Consider the following 19,595-nt stretch of genomic DNA (forward strand, 5'->3'; position numbering starts at 1 on the left):
GAACGGATCGAACGGGGGCGCTAACGATCCGCCCCTCGTCGTTCGCGCCGTCTAGGCGAGGGGGGTGACGCTTTGTTGGCACTACGATGACACTAATCTTCATTAATAAGACTGAAATACGACACCGATGCGGATGGACTTCGTCAGGGCTGGGGCAGGGGCTCGTTGGTGCCGATCGACTCGCTGTTTGCCGGGCGATGCACGGTTCAATTGCAGTTTTATGACAGTTGCGTCATTTTCTTGATGGGGAGCGATTTCAGGCGGACGATGCATTCGTACCGCACCAGTCCACGGGAGAAATCGCCATGTCCCTTTCCATCCTCGCCGCCGCCGTCCTGATGGGACAGTCCTCGTTGTCTCTCGCCACGGCAGAGCCGGCATATCGGGCTACCGATGTCGCCTATGCCGAACTCGCCGCTGGTCGTACGCAGGAGGCAGTGGCGAAGCTGGAGGCTAACGGCGCGGCGAAGTCCGATGATCCTGCCACGCTCATCAACCTCGGCGCTGCCTATGCCCGTGCGGGCATGAGTGCCAAGGCGCTCTCGGCCTATCGCGCCGCCGTCTCGACCTCGGTGCGCTATGACCTGCAACTGGCCGATGGCTCGTGGGTGGATTCGCGCTTCGCGGCTCGCCGCGCGCTCCATGAGATGCTCGTCGCGAGTTCCGTGGCCTCGCGCTGATCTTCCTTTTTCCGACGAGTGTGAGGGGCGCCCCGGCCTGAACGGCCAGCAGGGGCGCCCTTTTCCTTCGGGCTCGCAGCAGCCGCGACGGCGTATCCATGGCAATGGAGCGCGACGATCCTGCATTGAACCATCCTCGTCACGCCGCGCGGCTGCACCTTAACGTGTTCCGTCTGTGTGACCGGGCGATGCCCGGTTTCGCCGCGCCATCGTCACACACTTGTCATCGAACTGGCCCACTGCGCCCTCATACGGAGGGCACAGTGATTCGATACGCACATCTTCGCAGCCGCTTTTCGCGCCACCTCGCGGCCGGCGCCGGCATCACGGCGCTGCTGGCGCCGGGCTTCGCGCAGGCTCAGGCCGTGGCGCAGGATCCGGCAGGGTCCGGTCCGATCGTCGCCGCGCTCGGCTGGTTGCAGGGCACGCTGCTGGGCAACGTCGCGACGGCGGTTGCGGTCATGGCGGTGGCGGCCGTCGGCTTCATGATGCTGACCGGCCGGATGAACTGGCGCTTCGGCGCGACCGTCATCATCGGCGTGTTCATCCTGTTCGGCGCGGGTGCGATCGTCACCGGCATCCAGTCGGCGGCGGTAGGCTGAGGCGATGACGCTCGCCCGCTATCCCGTCCATCGCGCGCTGACCCGCCCGCAGATGTTCGCGGGCGTTACGTACAGCTTCTTCATCATCAACTTCGCTCTGGTGACCGAGATATTCCTCATCACCAAGAGCTTCTGGACGCTGCCGGCCATGCTGGTGATCCACGGCATCGGTTACCTCGCCTGCCTGCGCGAGCCGCGGGTGTTCGACTTGTGGATCGCCAAGGTCAGCAAATGCCCGCGCATCGCCAACTGGCAGCGCTGGGGCTGCAACAGCTACGCGCCGTAGGCGACAGACGGCGGGGGGACGACAACGCATGGCCAAGAGCTTCAAATCGCCGCTGAAGGGCCAGATGGCGAAGCTGCGCGCCAGGGAAGTGCTCGCCGGCGACCGGCTGCCTTACGCGGCTTTCGTGGACGAGAACGTGGTGCGCCTGCGCGACGGTTCGGTGATGCTCTCGCTGATGGTGCCGGGCCTCGCCTTCGAGACCGCCGACAGCGACGAACTTAACGCCCACGTCGCCACGCGCGAGGTGCTGCTGCGCTCGGCGCTCGATGCGCGCTTCGTGCTCTATCATCACGTCATCCGCCGCCGGGTGGAGATCGAGATGGCGGCGCAGTTCGACGATCCGCTCGCCGCGCACATCGACGCGCGCTGGCGGGAGAGGACCGGTTCGGGCGCTCTGTTCGTCAACGACCAGTTCATCACCCTGGTCCGCCGCCCCGCACGCGGCAAGGCGGGCTGGGCGGACAGGCTCGCGCGGTTCATGAAGAACAAGAGCGCCGAGAACGCCGAGGTCGATCCCGGTGACGTCCGCGCTCTCAAGGCCGCGGCCTCCGCCATGGTCGCCTCGCTGGGGGCCTATGGTGCCCGCCTGCTGGGTGATTATGAAGCCCCGGCGGGCCGCTGTTCGGAAGTGCTCGAACTGCTGTCGGCGCTCTATAACGGCGAGATGCGCCCCGTGCGCCGTCCTTCGGACGAGACCGACATCGGCCACATGCTGCCCTATCGGCGCGCCAGCTTCGGCATGGACGCGCTGGAGCTGCGCGGCGCGACGGGCGGCACATTCGGTTCGATCGTCAGCCTCAAGGACTACCCCGATTCGACCGCGCCCGGCCTCACCGACGCGCTGTTGCGCCTGCCCTGCGAACTGGTGCTGACCGAAAGCTACGCGCCTTCGGACCGCCAGATCGCGCGCGAGCGGATCGACCTTGCCCTGCGCCGCCTGCGCAGCGCCGACGAGGAGGCCATCGCCGAGCGCCGCGAAATGGCGGCCGCGCGCGATGCGCTGGGTACCGGCTCGGTCGGTTTCGGCGATCATCACCTCTCGGTCCTGGTCCGTGCCGATTCGCTGGGTGCGCTGGACGAAGTGACCGCCTTGTGCGCCGCCTCGCTGGCCGACGCGGGCGCCGTCGCGGTACGCGAGGACGTGAACCTCGAACCCGCATTCTGGGGCCAGCTTCCCGGCAACGAGCATTTCATCGTGCGCCGCGCGCTGATTTCCAGCGCCAACATGGCCTGTTTCGGCAGCCTTCACGGCTTCGCGATGGGGCAGGCGGGCGGCAACCACTGGGGCGACGCGGTCACGCTGCTGTCCACCACCAGCGCGACGCCGTTCTTCTTCAACTTCCACCAGGGCGACCTCGGTAACTTCACCGTCATCGGTCCGTCGGGTTCGGGTAAAACGGTCGTCATGAACTTCCTCGCCGCGCAGGCGCAGAAGTTCGCGCCGCGCACGATCCTGTTCGACAAGGATCGCGGCGCCGAAGTGTTCCTGCGCGGGATCGGCGGCACCTACAGCCGTGTCGCGGCAGGTCATCCGACCGGCTTCAACCCGCTCGCTCTGCCCGACACCGCCGCCAACCGCGCCTTCCTGCGCGACTGGCTGGGCGTGCTGCTCGCCGCCAAGGGCCCCGAGGAACTCGCGGCGATCGCCAATGCGGTCGATGCGGCGTACCACAACGATCCGTCGCTGCGCCGCCTCTCGCACTTCCGCGAACTGCTGGCAGGCGCGCGCCGCCCGGAGCCGGGCGACCTCGCCTCGCGCCTCGACGCCTGGCTGCAGGGCGGCGAGCACGGCTGGCTGTTCGACAACCAGCACGACCGCCTCGACCTGTCGCAGCGCGTGCTCGGCTTCGACATGACCGCGCTGCTGGAAAGCCCGCGCCTGCGTACGCCGGTCATGATGTACCTGTTCCACCGCATCGACGAGCGCCTCGACGGCGAACCGACGATGATCCTGATCGACGAGGGCTGGAAGGCGCTCGACGACGAGGTCTTCGCCGCGCGCATCCGCGACTGGCTCAAGACGCTGCGCAAGCGCAATGCGCTGGTCGGCTTCGCGACGCAGTCCGCGCGCGACGCGCTGGACAGCAAGATCGCCACCGCCCTGGTCGAGCAGACCGCGACGATGGTGTTCATGCCCAATTCGCGCGCGCGGGCCGAGGATTACTGCGAGGGCTTCGGCCTTTCGAGCCACGAACTCGACGTCATCCGCACGCTGCCCGCGCATTCGCGCTGCTTCCTGATCCGCCAGTCGGACGCCTCGGTGGTGGTGCGCCTCGACCTTTCAGGCATGCCCGAGGTGCTGACCGTCCTGTCGGGCCGCGAGAGCACGGTGCGCAAGCTCGACACCTTGCGCGAACGCTACGGCGATGCGCCCGAGAGCTGGTATCCGGTGCTGACCGGCATGCAGTGGCCGGGTGAACTGGACGAAGACGCGCCCTGGACGGCGGCGGCGGAGTAAGGCGATGAGCCAGGCCTGCGAACAGCTTACCGAAGTCGCCTCCGCCGGCGTCGCCCCGGCGCTGCGCGCGGTCGACTGCGTGGCGAACGAGATGGCGGCGGGGGCCTTCGGGCGCCTGTTCGGGGCAGGCGGCGCAATGGCCCCGGTGCTGACGATCGTGCTGACGCTCTACATCGCGTTCTTCGCCTTTTCGCTGCTGACCGGGCGTTCCAGCCTCGGCATTTCGGCGCTGTCACCGCGCATGCTGCGGCTGGGCGTGGTGCTGACGTTCGCGACCAGCTGGGTCGCCTACCAGGGCGTCGTCTGGAACCTCGCGATCGGGGGACCGGACTGGATCGCGGGTATCCTGATGGGCGCCAAGGGGTCGGCGACGCAGCTGTTCGGCGACCGCATCGACATCGTGTTCGGCGCCATCAACGACATTTCCGAAGCGACCAGCCAGGCCGCCGGCGGTGCGTCCGAAAGCGGCGCCGGAGCGGCAGGCGCGGCCATCGCCGCCAAGGGCGCGGGCGGCCTGTTCACCCCCGAAAGCGTCATGTGGATGGGCGCGCTGCTGCTGCTGCTGGGCACCGTGGGGGTACTGCTGACCGCGCGCATCGCGCTGGCGGTGCTGCTGGCGCTGGGCCCGATCTTCGTGGTGATGGCCCTGTTCGGAGGCACCCGGGGCCTTACCGCCGGATGGCTGCGCGGGGTGGTGCTGACCGCCGTGACGCCGCTGTTCGTGGTGCTGGGCGGCGGGATCACGCTGGAGCTGCTGGTGCCGATCATCTCCGGCCTCGTGCAGAACGCCAATGCCGGCGAGATCGACGGGCGCGGGGCGATGGCGTTCTTCCTGGTCGCCTCGGTCCACGTCGCGCTGATGGCGATGGTGGTGAAAGTTGCCGCGACGATGGTGACCGGCTGGCAGGTCTTCGGCCTCGGCGCCGCCGAGCGGACCCGCGATGCGCCGCAAGGGCAGGCCTCGGCGCCGGCTCCGGCCGCGGCGGCCGCGCTTTCCGTTTCCGCATACCAGAGCCGCACCGCGACCGTCTCGGCGGCGGCCGCGGCGGCGGGCGGGGCCGCGGCGACGGGCAGCGAGAGTCCAATGCGTTCAAGCGACCGACGAACCGTGGTAACGCAAGTCGCGGGCGGGGGGATCGAACCTCTCCGTCAGGGCGATTCGGCCACGCGCGCGAAAGGGATCGGCAGCCGGTTCCGCAGCGCATCGAACGACACCGGCAGATTGCCGGCGAAGGAGAAGACACGATGACCCGCGCACCTTTGCGCAAAGCCGCGTTCGGCACCGCACTGGCATGCAGCCTGGCCGCGCTCGCGCTGGCCGTACCGGCTCGGGCGGACGAGCGGCTCGTCGCCCATGCCTATAGCGAGAGCGAGGTCGTGCGCATCGACGGCAAGGCCGGCGTCCAGGCAACCATCGCCTTCGGTGACGGCGAGGCGATCGAGAACGTCGCGGTCGGCGATTCGCAGACCTGGCAGATCACCCCCAACAAGCGCGCCGACCTGCTTTTCGTGAAGCCGCTGGACGAGACCGCGCGCACCAACATGACGGTGGTGACCAACCGCCACACCTATTTCTTCGACCTCGTCGCCTCGGCCAAGGCGAAGCCGCTGTACATGCTGCGCTTCACCTACAAGGACGAGCCGAAGAAGGCCGAAGCGGCGCCCGTTGCCGTCGCCGCGCTCGATCCCGCCGAACAGGCCATCGCCTCGGGCGATCCGGCCGCGCTGCCCGCCGATCCGGCGGCGCTCAACTTCGCGTGGAAGCGCGCCGGGGTGGAGCGGCTGATGCCTTCGCGCATCTACGACGACGGCACCTCGACTTACCTGCTGTGGCCGGACAAGGCGCCGGTGCCGGCGATCCTCGTCACCAACGAGAAGGGCGACGAAGGCCCGGTCAACTACGCCGTGCGCGGCACCACGATCGTCATCGACGCGGTGCCCGATACGATCGTGCTGCGTTCGGGCAAGTCGAAGGCGGAACTGGTCAACTCGCGTCCGCTGGCGCTGCGCCCGCTGGCCGTGCCGAAGGCGGCAGCGGTGGCGACGGCAGCTTCAGGGGCTCCGGTCCCCGCTCCCGCCGCGATTTCGAACCCGGCCACTGCTCCGGCGGTCGCCGCCAATACACCCGCGCCGACGCCCGCGTCCGCGCCTGTCTCCCAGGGGAACTGATCGATGGCGCCCAACTCCTCGCTGCGCGAACGCATCGCCACGCAGGCCGATCCGCGTGACGGCGAAGGGGCGCAGGTCATCGACCTCGCCACGCGCAATGTCCTGCCGCAGGTCACGCAGCGCAAGAAGGCGGACGGGCTGGGGCTGGCCGCCGGGGTTCTGGTGGTCGCCGCGCTGGGCGGGCTGACGCTGTGGTCGATGGATTCCGCGCGCAACGGTCCGGTGGACGCCGCGCCGGTCGCGCCGTCGCCCGTGGCCGCCGCGCCTGCTCCGGCCGTTGCCGCCGTGCCCGCGCCGGCGGTGCCCGCTCCGGCTGCGGCGCCGCTGCCCGCGCCCGCGCCGGCTCCGGTGCTCGCGGCGGATCCGGGCGTGAACGCTGCCGCCGCGCCGCAGGTCAACCGCTATGCCAGCCCGACCATCGTGTTCGACGCCGGAAGCGGCGCGGCGGTGCCGGTCGCCGGCCTTGCCGGGGAAGCGGCCAAGGCGGGTGGCAATCCCAACGACGACTTCGCCGCGCGCGTCGGCGGCACCGGCTCGACCGCCTCGGCCGCCCGCTCGTTCGACCCGGCCACCACGGTCACCCAGGGCACGCTGATCCCGGCGGTGCTGGAGACCGCGATCGACACCGACGTGCCCGGCTACGTGCGTGCCATCGTCTCGACCGACGTGCGCAGCTTCGATGGCAGGCATGTGCTGATCCCGCGCTCCTCGCGCCTGATCGGCCAGTACAAGAGCGGCATGACCACCGGCCAGAAGCGCGCCTACGTGATCTGGTCGCGGCTGATCCGGCCGGACGGCGTCTCGGTCAACCTCGGCTCTCCGGCGGTCGCCTTCGGCGGCGAGACGGGGCTTGCCGGCAAGGTCAACAGCCACTTCTTCGAGCGCTTCGGATCGGCAGTGCTGATGTCGGTGGTCGGCGGGCTGACCACGCTGGCGTCGAGCGGTTCGAGCGTGATCGTCAACAGCGGTTCCGCGCTTGCCGGCAGCGGCAATTCGCAGATCGGGCCGACGATCCGCGTGCGCCAGGGCGAGCCGATCCGCGTGTTCACCGCCAAGGATCTCGATTTCAGCACGGCGCAGTGACGCATCATGGCCGAAGTCCTGACCCTGCAGCCCGATCGCGCGATGCCTGAGGCGCCGCCGCCCGTGGCCGAGCCTCGCAGTGTCTATCTCGACGCCTATCTGGCGCCGCTGCGCCCCTGGCTGGACAAGGAGACGGTGACCGAGATCCTCGTCAACCGCCCCGGCGAGATCTGGGTGGAGGACGCCGCCCTGTCCGGCATGCAGTGCATCACGCTGCCGCAGATGGACAACCGCCTGCTGCAGCGCCTGGCCGAGCAGGTCGCGCGGATCAGCCACCAGGGCATCAACCGCGAGCATCCGCTGCTGTCGGCGACGCTGCCGGCCTATGGCGGGCATGACGGGAAAGCGGGGGCCGGAGCGCGCATCCAGCTGGTCGGCCCGCCCGCGACGCGCGCCAACTGGGCGCTGGCGATCCGGCGGCACCGGCTGCTGGAACTGCCTCTGGACGCCTACGATCGCGGGCCGATCGCGGCGCCCGTCGAAACGCCGATGCCCGATCCGATGGCCGAGCCGATCGCGTTCCTGCGCGATGCGATCCGGCGGCGGCGCACGATCCTGATCTCGGGCGGCACATCGACCGGCAAGACGACGTTCCTCAACGCCATGCTCTCGGAAATCCCGGTGGACGAGCGGGTGGTGTTGGTGGAGGACACCGCCGAACTGCGCCTGCCGGGCGCCAACGGAGTGGGCCTGATCGCGGTCAAGGGCGAACTGGGCGAGGCCAAGGTCTCGGCCAACGACCTGTTGCAGGCGGCGCTGCGCCTGCGCCCCGACCGCATCGTGCTGGGTGAGCTGCGCGGCACCGAGACGGTCAGCTTCCTGCGGGCGATCAACACCGGCCATCCGGGTTCGTTCTCGACCGTCCACGCCAATACGCCGCGCGGCGCGCTGGAGCAGATCGCGCTGATGTCGATGCAGACCGGGATCGGCCTGACCCGCGCGGAGACGCTGGAATATGCGGCCTCGGTGATCGACATCGTGGTGCAGCTGGACCGCAGCGGCGGCAAGCGCGGCATCTCGGCGATCGCGGAGAGCCGCACGCTGGTCTAGGCGGCGTGGACACATTCCTCGCGGTCACGATAGCCCCCATTAGCCCCCCGGCGAGGGCTGCGGGCGCAGGAAGAGTGGTTCTCTTTCAAGGCCGTGCAACGCGGCCCGGGGGGGCAAATGGAGGCTACCCCTAAGGGGATGGACCAAAACCCGCCACTTCTGCGTCGGCTCGGCTTGAACTATCGACATAGTCCTACGCCTCGCCTCCTTGAATTGACGGGTTTTGCCTCCGGTCGTGACCGCGAGGAATGTGTCCACGCCGCCTAGGGTCAGACCAGCCCCAGTTTCGCCAGTTCGCGCGCCAGTTTGGGCGGCATCGCGTCGCTCGCGCTCTCGCCTGCCGCAAGGTCGCGGGGAGCGTCCTCCTCGCTCAGGTAACGCCAGCCCTGATGGGCGCGCTTGGGCTGGGTGACGACGGGGATCAGGCGCGGCTGGAGGTGGATGTGCCAGCGCCCGTCCTCGCGCTGCGAGAACCGCTCGATCGGCGAGCGGCCGATCAGGGCATGCTCGAAGATCCAGTAGAGCGAGCCGCCGATCATCTCCTCGTGCCGCTTGGGCAAGTAGCGGGTGGTCATCAGCGCCTCGTCCGGGTGGCTTTCCAGCCATGCCCGCAGGGACGCGGGGCTTGTCGCGGAGAAGGCGATCTTGGTCATGTTGAGCGGCATGGGGCGTAGATAGTCGCTTACGGGCGGGCATGAAAGATCGCCATTGCAGCGCCCTGCCGATGGGGCTTCGACAAGCTCAGCCTGAGCGGGTTGAGAGCAGGTCTTTTAAATGCCGCTCAGGCTGAGCTTGTCGAAGCCCCAGCCGAAAAGCGCTGGCGTCAGGCCAGCCCCACCACCACCGCGAGGCCGAGGAACGAGAAGAAGCCCATCGTGTCCGTCGCCGTGGTCACGAAGACCGCCGAGGACACTGCCGGATCGACGTTGAACTTGTCCAGCGCCACCGGCACCAGGATGCCCATCAGCCCGGCCACGAGGTTGTTGATGACCATGGCCGAGGCGATCACCGCGCCCAGCAGCGGGTTGGAGAAGATCAGCCACGTCCCCACGCCGATCAGCAGCCCCAGTGCAAAGCCGTTGGCCAGCGCGATGCGGAATTCGCGCAGGATCATCCTGACGGTGTTGGAATCGGTCAGCTGGTTGGTGGCGATGGCGCGCACCGCCACCGCCAGGGTCTGGGTGCCGGCATTGCCGCCCATGCCCGAGACGATCGGCATCAGCACCGCCAGCAGCGCGAACCGCGTGATCGCGCCCTGGAACAGCCCGACGACCGAGGCCGCCAGCATCGCCGTGGCCAGGTTCACCACCAGCCAGGTCAGGCGCGCGCGCACGGTCAGCAGGATCGGCTCGTTGATGTCGCCATCGCCCGCGCCGGACAGCAGCAGGGCGTCCTCGCCCGCTTCTTCCTGGATGATGTGGACGATGTCGTCGACGGTGATCTGGCCGATCAGGCGGCCCGCAGGGTCCACCACCGCCGCCGAGATCAGCGCGTACTTCTGGAAGCGCAGCGCGACTTCCTCCTGGTCCATGTCGGCCGGGATCAGCGTCTGGTCGCGGGCCATGACGTCGTAGAGCGGAATGTTGCGCGGGGTGCGCAGGATCCACGAGAGCGCGCAGGTGCCGATCGGGCGGTGCATCGGATCGACGATGAACACTTCCCAGAACTCGGTCGGCAGTTCGCGGTGCTCGCGCAGGAAATCGATGAGGTCGCCCACCGTCATCGATTCGTGGACCGCGACAAGCTCGCGGCTCATCAGGCGGCCGGCGGATTCCTCCGGATAGGACAGCGCCGATTCGATGGCGGCGCGGTCTTCCGGCTCCATCTCGGCGAGGACGGCCTGCTGGTCCTTCTCGTCGAGGTCTTCCAGCATCGCGACGGCGTCGTCGGTGTCGAGCTGCTCGGCGATCTCGGCGACGACGTCGGCGGGCAGCGCCTCGACCAGCAGTTCGCGGACCCAGTCGTTGAGTTCGGCGATGACTTCCGAACCCATGAGGTCGCGGATCGCGCTGGCGAGCGTCAGGCGCTCGCGCTCGTCGACCAGTTCGAAAAGGTCGGCGATGTCGGCGGGGTGCAGGCCTTCGACGAGGTCGTAGACGCGGTCGGTATCCTCGTCGTCGAGGGCCTCCTTCACGCTGCGCACGAACTCGGGCTTGAGGCGGTTGTCCTCGTCGAGCGATTCGGATTCGGGTGCGGATTGCGCCGACTCGGGGCGCACGGTGCCTTCCGTTTCGTCCGCCGGGTCGTGCTTGAGGTCCGCTTCGCTCATCTGGGCCGGTCTACGCGGCTATTTCGCAATTGCAACCGGGGGCAGGGCCGGTTCGGGCAGTTTTGCCAGATGAGCACGCCATCTTCCACTTCATCACCCTGAAACAGGTTCAGGGCGACGGGAGTGGTGGCAGAGGTGGTCTTGCGCTCCCCCCGTGACATTGCCGCGCCATCGCTTATATCGGGCGCCAAAGTTCACCGGAACGCCCTCGGGCACCGGCCTCATGGAGACAGGCAATGGCTGAAGAATTCCTCACTCTCTCGCTCGACACCGGCAACGGCGAGGGCGGCGACGTCAAGATCAAGCTGCGCCCCGACCTGGCCCCCGGCCACGTCGAGCGCATCAAGGAACTGGCCGGCGAAGGCTTCTACGACGGCGTCAAGTTCCACCGCGTGATCCCGGGCTTCATGGCGCAGGGCGGCTGCCCCAACGGCACCGGCATGGGCGGCTCGTCCAAGCCCGACCTGAAGGCCGAATTCAACGCCGAGCCGCACGTTCGCGGCGTCTGCTCGATGGCCCGCACCAGCGCGCCGCACTCGGCCAACAGCCAGTTCTTCATCGTGTTCGACAACGCGACCTTCCTCGACAACCAGTACACCGTCTGGGGCCAGGTGGTCGAAGGCATGGAGCACGTCGACGCGCTGCCCAAGGGCGAGCCGCCGCGCGAGCCGGGCAAGATCGTCAAGGCGACCGTCAGCGAAGGCTGATCGGTCCCGAAGCGGAACAGTGAAGGGCGGTCCTGCGGGGCCGCCCTTTTCATTTGCGGAGCTTTCCCGGTTTCGGGGCGTTTTCAAAGCAACAGAATCATAACAAATGGGTGCCGCTTGAAACGTCTCGTTCCCCTCAGCCTCTCGTGTTTCGTGCTGCTGGCCTCGTGCGGGCAGCAGGCCCAGCAGCAAACGGGGCAGCAAACGGGCGCGCGCGCGACGAATTCCGACACGCTCGCCTTCGCCGATGCCCCCGGCGGGGGAGAGACCGAGGCGGCCGACAGCCTGCAGATGCGCGCGCAAGTCGCGCTCGACCGGCTGGGCTTCTCGCCGGGCGTCATCGACGGGCGGGAGGGGCAGTCGTATCACCTCGCCCTCGCCGGGTTCCAGCAGGCGCGCGGGTTGCCGCAGACCGGGAATCTCGATCCGGCGACGCAGCAGGCGTTGTTCCAGGGGCAGAAAGGGCAGGGCGGGGTTGCGGCGGCGACGCGGCTGGTGGTGATCCCCGCCGCCTTCGCGCGCGGGCCTTTCGTGCGCGATCTGCCGACCAAGACCTCCCAGCAGGCGTCCTACGACCATCTCGGCTACCGTTCGCTGACGGAGGCGCTGGCGGAGCGCTTCCACACCACGCCCGATACGCTGGTGGCGCTCAACGGTCATGGCACGAAAGTCGGGGCGGGGACCACGGTGCGGGTGCCGGCGATCGCCAACGTGCCGGTAGCGCGCATCGAGGGCGATCAGAGGGGCTGGGCCGACACGCTCCAGCGCCTGGGCGTGGCGGGCGAGCAGCCGACCGCCGAGAAGGTCGTGGTCGACAAGTCGGCGGGTACGCTGCAGGCCTTCGACAAGGCCGGCAGGCTGATCGCGCAGTTTCCCGTCACCACCGGCAGCGGGCACGATCCGCTGCCGCTGGGCGAGTGGAAGATCAGGGGCGTCTCGCGCAATCCCGATTACCAGTACGACCCGGACCTGTTCTGGGATGCCAGCGGGAAGGACAAGGAGAAGCGCCTTGCCCCCGGTCCCAACGGGCCGGTCGGGGTGGTGTGGATCGACTTGTCCAAGGAGCACTACGGCATCCACGGCACGCCCGAGCCGCAGACGATCGGCCGCACCGAAAGCCACGGCTGCGTGCGGCTGACCAACTGGGACGCCGCGCGCCTCGCGCAGATGGTCCATGCGGGGACGCAGGTGCTGTTCGAAGCCTGAAAGCCCTTCCGTCATTGCTTCGCCACGGGCGCGATGACGATGGCGGGGCGGCGACGCGACGGGCCGAGTCCCTGACGGGGCAGGGCGAATCCGCGCGGCTTGTCTCGCTGCATCGCGGTATCTAGCGCTTGGTCATCGTTTACGAGGACAGGGAGCCCCCACCCCATGAAGATCCGTCTCGCCGCGCTTGCCGGCACTTTCGCGCTGGTCGCCGCGCATCCGGCCGCCGCTTCCACCGTCACCGCCGAGGCCAACGTCGCCCGTTCCGAAGGCAGCTGGGGCGGTGAACTCGCCGTCGGGGTGCCGGTAATCCAGGATGGCGGCTTCGCGATCACGCCGGGCGTCGGCGCCTTCTTCCACAAGCGCGACCACGACGGCTACTATGAGGACAACTCGCAGTGCTTCCGCCGGTCGGACGACGAACAGGTCGGCGACGGGCGCTGCGACAATTCGGGCACCAAGATCTTCGGCAAGGTGGAGGCCACCTACACGTTGCCGATGTCGTTCACCCTGGGCCTGGGCGCCCGCCTGATCGGCAACGACCTGCGCGCCTACGGCACCGCCGCGATGCCGCTGGCGCCGTTCCTCGCCGCCAAGCTCAATGTCGGCGACCACTATCTTGCGGCGGGCGTCCAGGCGAAGTTCTGATCCCTCAGTGTCCCAGCGACGGGAAGGTGCCGTAGCCCGGCAGCTCCCCGTGGCCGAGGACGCAGGCGGCCGGCAACGCCACCGCCAGCAGCATCCCGCCCAGCACTGCCCACCTGAACCAGCCCGGCGGCCTGCGCCGGGGCCTGTTCGAGCGTATCCTCATGCCGACCGGCCCGAGGGCACGGCGGTGATGCGCCCGGCGCCCGCCCCGATCAGTTCCAGCATCTGGCGGGCGATCTCCCGCTCGCCCATCACCACCTTGTCGGCGCCGTGTTCGACGAGGTGTTCGAACTGCTCGTCCGAATGGGCGCGGGCGATCACCGAGAGGTCGGGGCGCAGCGCCTTGGCGGCATCGCAGATCGCCCCGGCCTCGAACCCCTCGGGTATCGCGATCAGCATGCGGTGGGCCCGTTCGATCCCCGCTTCCTTCAGCACTTCGGGATCGACGGCATTGCCGGTGACCACCTCGAAGCCGTCGGCGCGCGCCTGCCGGGCGAGGTCGCCCTGCGCCTCGACCAGCAGCACCGCCGTCGGCGCGGCGCGCAGGCCGCGCGCCACCAGCTTGCCGACGCGGCCGTAGCCGACGAGGATGACGTGCTCCTCGCGCTTCTTCTCGTGCTCGATCTCGGCCTGTTCGGCGTCCTCCTCCTGCTTCTTCTTCACCGCGCCGGTGCTGCCGACCGCGAAGTTGAAGATGAACGGGTTGAGGAAGATCGAGATGATCGCCCCCGCCAGGATCAGGTCGCGACCCGCCTCCGGCAGCAGTCCCAGCCCGGCGCCGAGCCCGGCCAGGATGAACGAGAACTCGCCGATCTGCGCCAGGCTGGCCGAGATCGTCATCGCCGTGTCGTTCGGGTGGCCGAAGGCCCGTACGATCACCCAGGCCGCGAGCGACTTGCCGACCACGATCGTCAGCACCGTCACCAGCAGCGGAATCGGCTGCTCGGTCACCACCGAGGGGTCGAACAGCATGCCGACCGAGACGAAGAACAGCACCGCGAAAGCATCGCGCAAGGGCAGCGTCTCCTCGGCGGCACGGCGCGAGAGCTGCGTCTCGCCCAGGATCATGCCGGCGAAGAACGCCCCCAGCGCGAAGCTGACGTCGAACACGTAGGCCGCCCCGAACGCCACGCCCAGCGCCACCGCAAGGACGGCAAGGCGGAACAGTTCGCGCGATCCGGTGTGGACCACCCAGTGCAGCGCCCAGGGCAGCACCCGGCGGCCGACGATCAGCATCAGCGCCACGAAGCCCGCGACCTTGAGCAGCGTGGTCGAGATCACCCAGGGCAAGGTCGCCGCCCCGTCCCCGCCCGACAGCGCCGAGGCGAGCGCCGGCAGCAGCACCAGCGCCAGGACCATGACGAGATCCTCGACGATCAGCCAGCCGACGGCGATGCGCCCGCGCTCGGTCTCGACGAGGTTGCGGCTCTGCAGCGCGCGCAGCAGGACGACGGTGCTCGCCACCGACAGCGCGAGGCCGAACACGAAGCCGGCGGCGAGGGTCCAGCCCATCATGTGGCCGATGCCGATGCCCAGCAGCGTGGCGGCGGCGATCTGCACCAGCGCCCCGGGGATGGCGATGGCCTTCACCGCCAGCAGATCGCGCAGGGAGAAGTGCAGGCCGACGCCGAACATCAGCAGGATCACGCCGATCTCGGCCAGTTCCTGCGCAAGGCCCGCGTCGGCGACGAAGCCGGGGGTGAAGGGGCCGACGAGAACGCCGGCGAGAAGGTAGCCCGCGATGGGCGATACCTTGAGGCGATGGGCGAGCGCCCCCATGAAGAAGGCGATCACCAGACCGGCGACTATCGTGCCGATGAGGGGAGTGTGATGAGGCATTGAACGTCCCGTGCTTCGCTGCCCGGGCGCATGGCCGGGGCATTGCTGAAACGGCGGATCGAACGGTTCGATCCGGCGGCGTGTCAGGCGAAGGGCGGGGCGCGGGGCTGGGCGAGGGCGCAGCGCCGACCGGGGCGGGCCGGCGGGCCGGTCGCTGCGGGGCGCGGCGGCGTGACCCGGACATCGCCAGGCACGGCGTAATCGGCGAGCACCGCCAGCCCCAGCCCGCCGCCGAGCGGGTCTCGCTGCGCAGCGGCTTGCCGGATCGTCACCGCGCGCGGTGCGTGCCCGGTCGACACTTCCACGGTCGAGGGACTGAACGCGGAGCCGGAGGCGCGGGCCTCGATCGGGATCAGGGCATGCGCGAAGACGGCGGCCAGCAGCAGCAGGCACCAGACCTTCAGTTTCCTCAGGATGAGGACATCACGCAAGCTTCAGGGCTCCCCGGTTCGTTCCCATACAACATAGGAAGCGCGAAGATGTTTCGCCAGTTCCTCCCCCGACGGGGGAGGGGGACCATGCGCAGCATGGTGGAGGGGCACCCTCGGGATCGTCCAACCCGTGCTGCGCGCCCGGGAAAAGCGCGGTCCTTCGAGGGCACGCCGTCCGGCGCGTGCCCCTCCACCACTCTTCGAGTGGTCCCCCTCCCCGTGCCGGGGAGGAATGGGCTCAACGCGCGCCCAGATCGCCCTTGCCCACCGTGCCGCTGGCCATTTCCAGCATGCGGTCGAGGCTCTTCTTCGCGGCGAGGCGCAGTGGCTCCTCGATCTCGACGCGGGGGCTGAGGTCGCGCAGGGCGATGTACAGCTTCTCGAGATTGTTCAGCGCCATGTAGGGGCAGATGTTGCAGTTGCAGTTGCCGTCCGCACCGGGCGCGCCGATGAAGGTCTTGTTCGGAATCGCCAGCTGCATCTGGTGGATGATGTGCGGCTCGGTCGCCACGATCAGCGTGTCGCCGGGCATGGTCTTGGCATACTGCAGGATGCCGCTGGTCGAGCCGACGTAGTCCGCATGATCGACGATGTGCGGCGGGCATTCCGGGTGCGCGGCGATCGGCGCGTTCGGATGCTGGGCGCGCAGCTTGAGCAGTTCGGTCTCGCTGAACGCCTCGTGCACGATGCACACGCCCGGCCACAGCAGCATCTCGCGGTTGAACTTGCGCGAAAGGTAGCCGCCGAGGTGACGGTCGGGGCCGAAGATGATCTTCTGGTCCAGCGGAATCTGCTGCAGGATCGTCTCGGCGCTGGAACTGGTGACGATGACGTCGGACAGCGCCTTCACCTCGGTCGAGCAGTTGATGTAGGTCAGCGCGATGTGATCGGGATGCGCCTCGCGGAACGCCTTGAACTTCTCCGGAGGGCAGGAATCTTCCAGGCTGCAGCCGGCGTTGATGTCGGGCAGCACGACGATCTTGTTGGGCGAGAGGATCTTGGCCGTATCGGCCATGAACTTCACGCCGCAAAAGGCGATGACGTCGGCGTCGGTCTCGGCGGCCTTGCGGCTGAGTTCGAGGCTGTCGCCCACGAAATCGGCGAGATCCTGCAGTTCGGGCTTCTGGTAATAGTGAGCGAGGATGACCGCATTGCGCTCCTTGCGCAGGCGCTCGATTTCGGCGCGCACGTCGATACCTGAGAGGTCGGCGGGCATTACGGTCATGGTCGTCCCTGTTACATCCTCGCCCGGACCTTGCTCCGGGCGCGGCGTATGTAGGGATGCGAGGGCGCGGACCCAAGCGGAATCTTCGGTCCGGGATCATGGCCTGAAAGAAAGAAACGGGTCACGCAGGGGCGCGGAGAGGCAGGGGCATCGCTTCGAGCCTATGGCTCATGCCCTTATGCAACTACCCGTAGGCCGCAGCGCCGGGTGAATACGCGGTTTCGCCGAAGGTGCTGCTCCTACGCGTCTTTGCGTGATTCTTCTGCAGACTTGCGATCGGCGAAGGGGAGGCGATCGCAAGTTACGCCCCATTCCTCCCCCTTGGGGGAGGGGGACCATGCGAAGCATGGTGGAGGGGCACGCGGTGGATCGCCAGACCTCGATCGGCGGGCATTGGGAAGCGTATCAACGCGGTGGCATGCAAACCGAGGGTGCCCCTCCACCACCCTGCGGGTGGTCCCCCTCCCCGTCCCGGGGAGGAACTGACGACAGCTACTCACCCAATCCGGACCTCCAAACCCCGCTCAGCCTGAGCTTGTCGAAGGCCCCGCCGCGTGGCGCAAGATGCCCTCACCCTTCAACCCGCTCGGCGTGAACGGTGCGGGTGGAATTGAGCGCGAAGCGCTGCCGTCAGCCCGCCGCGACCAGCGTCCATGCATCGCCGTCGCGCAGCGCCAGTCCGCGCTTCTCCAGGTCGATCAGATGCGCGAGCACCGAGCGCCCGGCGGCCGGCCAGAGCCGTTCGTCGACGCCCTTGTACATCTGCGGCACCATGGCGGCGATGGTGGCGTGGCCCGCTTCGATCTGGCGCAGGATCTGGCGTTCGCGCTGGCGGCGGTGGCCGATCATGCCGCGCACCAGCTGGCGCGGCTTGTCCACCGCCGGGCCGTGGGCGGGATAGTAGACGGTGTCCTGCTCGCGCTCGTAGAGCCGGGCGAGGCTGGCCATGTAGTCGCTCATGTCGCCGTCGGGCGGGGAGACGACGCTGGTGGACCAGCCCATCACATGATCGCCGGTGAACAGCGCGCCGGTCGGGGTGCCGTCCTGCTCCAGCGCGAAGCACAAGTGGTTCGAGGTATGCCCCGGCGTCGCCACGGCGCGCAGGGTCCAGCCCTTGCCGGTCACCGTCTCGCCATCGGCCAGCACGCGGTCAGGCGCATAGTCCGCGTCGAACGAGGCATCGGCGCGCGGGCCATCGTCGCTCAGCACCAGCGGCGCGCAGCCGACGACGGGGGCGCCGGTCAGGGCCGAGAGCGGGGCGGCGGCGGGCGAATGGTCGCGGTGGGTGTGCGTGCAGCAGATCGCCACGACCCGGTCCGCGCCGATCGCCGCCATCAGCGCGTCGAGATGCTCGGCCTCGTCGGGGCCCGGATCGATGACGGCGACTTCGCCGCGATCGCCCACCAGGTAGGTCTGCGTGCCGGTGAACGTGAAGGGCGAAGGGTTGCGCGCCAGCACGCGCCGGACCAGCGGGCCGATGCTTTCGGCGACGGCGTAGGGCCGGTCGATCTCGGTAAAGGCGTTCATGGGCGCGATATGGAGTGTATGCGGCGCCGTGTCGACCTTGGTGGCGGTTGTGTACCCTTTGAGTGCCGTTCGGTTCACACCGCGACGCCGGGGAGGACGGGGGCCTCGATCCGCTCGCGCAGGCGCTGGATCGCGCCGGTGGCGGCGGGCGAGGTCAGGCGCCAGGCCTGGTCCAGTCGCAGCAGGCGGTCGTAGAAGCGCCGGGTGATCTCGACCAGTTGCGCCGTCTCGGGGGCGAGCAGCAGCGCGTGCGCCGGGTCGGACTGGCGCATCGCGGGCGACAGGCGGCCATGGCGGCGTAGTTGCAAATCACTGATCTCGCCCATGAAATAGGCGCGGTGGTTGAGCAGCCAGGCGATCGCATGCATCATCCGCGTGGTCGTGCGCAGCCCCTCGCTGGACAATGCGACACGGCCCGCGTCGCCGTCGATCCCTGCGGCCATCCCGGCGGCATCGAGCCGTCCCGACAGCGTAAACGCGGTGCGGACCTCGTCCGAGAGCACGAGCGCCTCGCAATAGAGCGCCTCGACGATGCGGGGATTGATGGTCGCGGTGATCGGCATGGTGCGACCATATTTCCCAGCCGCGAATCGGCGGCAACCGGGGCGAATCGAATTTCCGGCGCTAATTACGCGCTGTCCCTGAACGGTACGTCGCAGGGTGAACGCACGTTAACCGAAATTACCCGGAAATGGCGCAAATCCGTCGATTCAGCAGGCCGATCCGGCGGCGGGCGACGGGCGCTGCGGGCAACGTCGTTGCAGCGGCGTTTACCCTGGGACTGGCGGTATCAGGCGATGATGTCGGGGATCAGATAGTCCTCGATCTGGGCGATCTGGTCCTTCAGGCGCAGCTTGCGCTTCTTCAGGCGGGCGATCTGCAGCATGTCGCCGGCCCCGGCATTCATCAGCGCGTCGATCGCCGCGTCGAGATCGCGGTGTTCGACCCGCAGGATCTCCAGGCGCTTGCGCATTTCCTCTTCGGTCAACCCGGAATTCCTCAGTATTCGAGCCACTTGTTGCGTCATCGATGCCATGGAGAATCGATTCTCGCCAACGCAGGATTCACGCGATTCACCGATATGAAGCAAGAGGGGTCTTCGCAAGGTGTCCCGGATGTGGTTCCTTGTTTCTTGCGCCGGATCACCAATGCCGAGTCGCCGAACAGGTCGCTCGCCATTCGCCTTGCCCAGCAGTCGGCTCGGAAGGCACCGTTCGCAAGGGTCCGGCCCCTATAAGGAGGAACGTCCAATGGATAATTCGCACGTCAGCGCTCTGCAGCTCAAGCATGCCGGTATCGAACGGCAGATCCACGAGGAATTGAGCCGCCCGATCCCTGATGCCGCAATCGTCCAGTCCCTCAAGAGGCGCAAGCTGCGCCTCAAGGAAGAAATCGCGCGATTCTGAGCGCGACGG

At 68.3% G+C, this 19,595-nt stretch carries 21 protein-coding genes; 12 read left to right on the forward strand and 9 right to left on the reverse strand.

Annotation, left to right across the window (positions count from 1 at the left end; translation table 11 throughout):
* Positions 1–305: 305 nt before the first annotated feature.
* The 8 genes from V2S85_RS20900 to virB11 all read left to right on the forward strand — a co-directional run bounded on the left by V2S85_RS20900 (position 306) and on the right by virB11 (position 8,328).
* Entirely contained in the window at positions 306–680 is a 375-nt protein-coding gene (locus tag V2S85_RS20900) for a hypothetical protein (protein ID WP_330704745.1), read from the forward strand.
* Between the two features lie 263 nt (positions 681–943).
* Positions 944–1,282 (forward strand): TrbC/VirB2 family protein, encoded by a 339-nt coding sequence (locus V2S85_RS20905; protein WP_330704746.1) that lies wholly within the window; start codon positions 944–946, stop codon positions 1,280–1,282.
* A gap of 4 nt (positions 1,283–1,286) precedes the next feature.
* Positions 1,287–1,568, forward strand: coding sequence for a VirB3 family type IV secretion system protein (locus tag V2S85_RS20910; RefSeq protein ID WP_330704747.1), 282 nt, complete (start codon positions 1,287–1,289; stop codon positions 1,566–1,568).
* Positions 1,569–1,596: 28 nt separating this feature from the next.
* The gene (locus V2S85_RS20915; RefSeq protein WP_330704748.1) at positions 1,597–4,026 is read left to right on the forward strand and encodes a VirB4 family type IV secretion/conjugal transfer ATPase; all 2,430 of its coding nucleotides are present in this window, start codon (positions 1,597–1,599) and stop codon (positions 4,024–4,026) included.
* A 4-nt stretch (positions 4,027–4,030) separates the two neighbouring features.
* Positions 4,031–5,275, forward strand: coding sequence for a type IV secretion system protein (locus tag V2S85_RS20920; protein WP_330704749.1), 1,245 nt, complete (start codon positions 4,031–4,033; stop codon positions 5,273–5,275).
* Positions 5,272–6,195 (forward strand): TrbG/VirB9 family P-type conjugative transfer protein, encoded by a 924-nt coding sequence (locus tag V2S85_RS20925; RefSeq protein WP_330704750.1) that lies wholly within the window; start codon positions 5,272–5,274, stop codon positions 6,193–6,195. Before V2S85_RS20920 ends, V2S85_RS20925 begins: the two co-directional genes overlap by 4 nt.
* 3 nt (positions 6,196–6,198) lie before the next feature.
* The gene (locus tag V2S85_RS20930) at positions 6,199–7,278 is read left to right on the forward strand and encodes a TrbI/VirB10 family protein (RefSeq protein WP_330704751.1); all 1,080 of its coding nucleotides are present in this window, start codon (positions 6,199–6,201) and stop codon (positions 7,276–7,278) included.
* A 6-nt stretch (positions 7,279–7,284) separates the two neighbouring features.
* Positions 7,285–8,328, forward strand: coding sequence for a P-type DNA transfer ATPase VirB11 (gene virB11, locus V2S85_RS20935; RefSeq protein ID WP_330704752.1), 1,044 nt, complete (start codon positions 7,285–7,287; stop codon positions 8,326–8,328).
* A 269-nt stretch (positions 8,329–8,597) separates the two neighbouring features.
* Here the strand turns inward: virB11 and V2S85_RS20940 are convergent, their stop codons facing one another.
* Together V2S85_RS20940 and mgtE are read right to left on the reverse strand one after the other, a co-directional pair.
* Positions 8,598–8,993 carry a DUF1489 domain-containing protein gene (locus V2S85_RS20940; protein WP_330704753.1) on the reverse strand — a complete coding sequence of 132 codons (396 nt, stop codon included), beginning with the start codon at positions 8,991–8,993 and terminating at the stop codon, positions 8,598–8,600.
* A 158-nt stretch (positions 8,994–9,151) separates the two neighbouring features.
* Complete coding sequence (gene mgtE / locus V2S85_RS20945; protein ID WP_330704754.1) at positions 9,152–10,597, reverse strand: magnesium transporter; 1,446 nt, start codon at positions 10,595–10,597, stop codon at positions 9,152–9,154.
* A 236-nt stretch (positions 10,598–10,833) separates the two neighbouring features.
* On the opposite strand from mgtE, the gene V2S85_RS20950 reads away from it, so the two are divergent.
* The 3 genes from V2S85_RS20950 (at position 10,834) to V2S85_RS20960 (ending at position 13,158) form a co-directional block, all read left to right on the forward strand.
* Entirely contained in the window at positions 10,834–11,304 is a 471-nt protein-coding gene (locus tag V2S85_RS20950; RefSeq protein ID WP_330704755.1) for a peptidylprolyl isomerase, read from the forward strand.
* Positions 11,305–11,421: 117 nt separating this feature from the next.
* Positions 11,422–12,510: a L,D-transpeptidase family protein gene (locus V2S85_RS20955; RefSeq protein WP_330704756.1), complete on the forward strand. Its 1,089-nt coding sequence runs from the start codon at positions 11,422–11,424 to the stop codon at positions 12,508–12,510.
* Between the two features lie 165 nt (positions 12,511–12,675).
* On the forward strand, positions 12,676–13,158 hold the full coding sequence (locus V2S85_RS20960; RefSeq protein WP_330704757.1) for a hypothetical protein: 483 nt from the start codon (positions 12,676–12,678) through the stop codon (positions 13,156–13,158).
* A 4-nt stretch (positions 13,159–13,162) separates the two neighbouring features.
* Here V2S85_RS20960 and V2S85_RS20965 read toward each other — a convergent pair whose 3' ends face one another.
* The 7 genes from V2S85_RS20965 to V2S85_RS20995 all read right to left on the reverse strand — a co-directional run bounded on the left by V2S85_RS20965 (position 13,163) and on the right by V2S85_RS20995 (position 19,168).
* The gene (locus tag V2S85_RS20965; RefSeq protein ID WP_330704758.1) at positions 13,163–13,321 is read right to left on the reverse strand and encodes a hypothetical protein; all 159 of its coding nucleotides are present in this window, start codon (positions 13,319–13,321) and stop codon (positions 13,163–13,165) included.
* A complete protein-coding gene (gene ybaL / locus V2S85_RS20970; RefSeq protein WP_330704759.1) occupies positions 13,318–14,997 on the reverse strand; it encodes a YbaL family putative K(+) efflux transporter in 1,680 nt (559 codons plus the stop codon). Before ybaL ends, V2S85_RS20965 begins: the two co-directional genes overlap by 4 nt.
* 83 nt (positions 14,998–15,080) lie before the next feature.
* On the reverse strand, positions 15,081–15,428 hold the full coding sequence (locus V2S85_RS20975) for a hypothetical protein (protein ID WP_330704760.1): 348 nt from the start codon (positions 15,426–15,428) through the stop codon (positions 15,081–15,083).
* A 238-nt stretch (positions 15,429–15,666) separates the two neighbouring features.
* A complete protein-coding gene (nadA, locus tag V2S85_RS20980; protein WP_330704761.1) occupies positions 15,667–16,653 on the reverse strand; it encodes a quinolinate synthase NadA in 987 nt (328 codons plus the stop codon).
* Positions 16,654–17,283: 630 nt separating this feature from the next.
* Complete coding sequence (locus V2S85_RS20985; protein ID WP_330704762.1) at positions 17,284–18,180, reverse strand: MBL fold metallo-hydrolase; 897 nt, start codon at positions 18,178–18,180, stop codon at positions 17,284–17,286.
* A 74-nt stretch (positions 18,181–18,254) separates the two neighbouring features.
* Positions 18,255–18,743: a DUF1465 family protein gene (locus tag V2S85_RS20990; protein WP_330704763.1), complete on the reverse strand. Its 489-nt coding sequence runs from the start codon at positions 18,741–18,743 to the stop codon at positions 18,255–18,257.
* Positions 18,744–18,970: 227 nt separating this feature from the next.
* Positions 18,971–19,168, reverse strand: coding sequence for a YdcH family protein (locus V2S85_RS20995; protein ID WP_330704764.1), 198 nt, complete (start codon positions 19,166–19,168; stop codon positions 18,971–18,973).
* Between the two features lie 262 nt (positions 19,169–19,430).
* Between V2S85_RS20995 and V2S85_RS21000 the strand changes: the two genes are divergently transcribed.
* Positions 19,431–19,586: a YdcH family protein gene (locus V2S85_RS21000; protein ID WP_330704765.1), complete on the forward strand. Its 156-nt coding sequence runs from the start codon at positions 19,431–19,433 to the stop codon at positions 19,584–19,586.
* Positions 19,587–19,595 lie beyond the last annotated feature (9 nt).

The sequence above is a fragment of the Novosphingobium resinovorum genome (assembly GCF_036352595.1).
GTDB classification, from domain to species: domain Bacteria; phylum Pseudomonadota; class Alphaproteobacteria; order Sphingomonadales; family Sphingomonadaceae; genus Novosphingobium; species Novosphingobium resinovorum_B.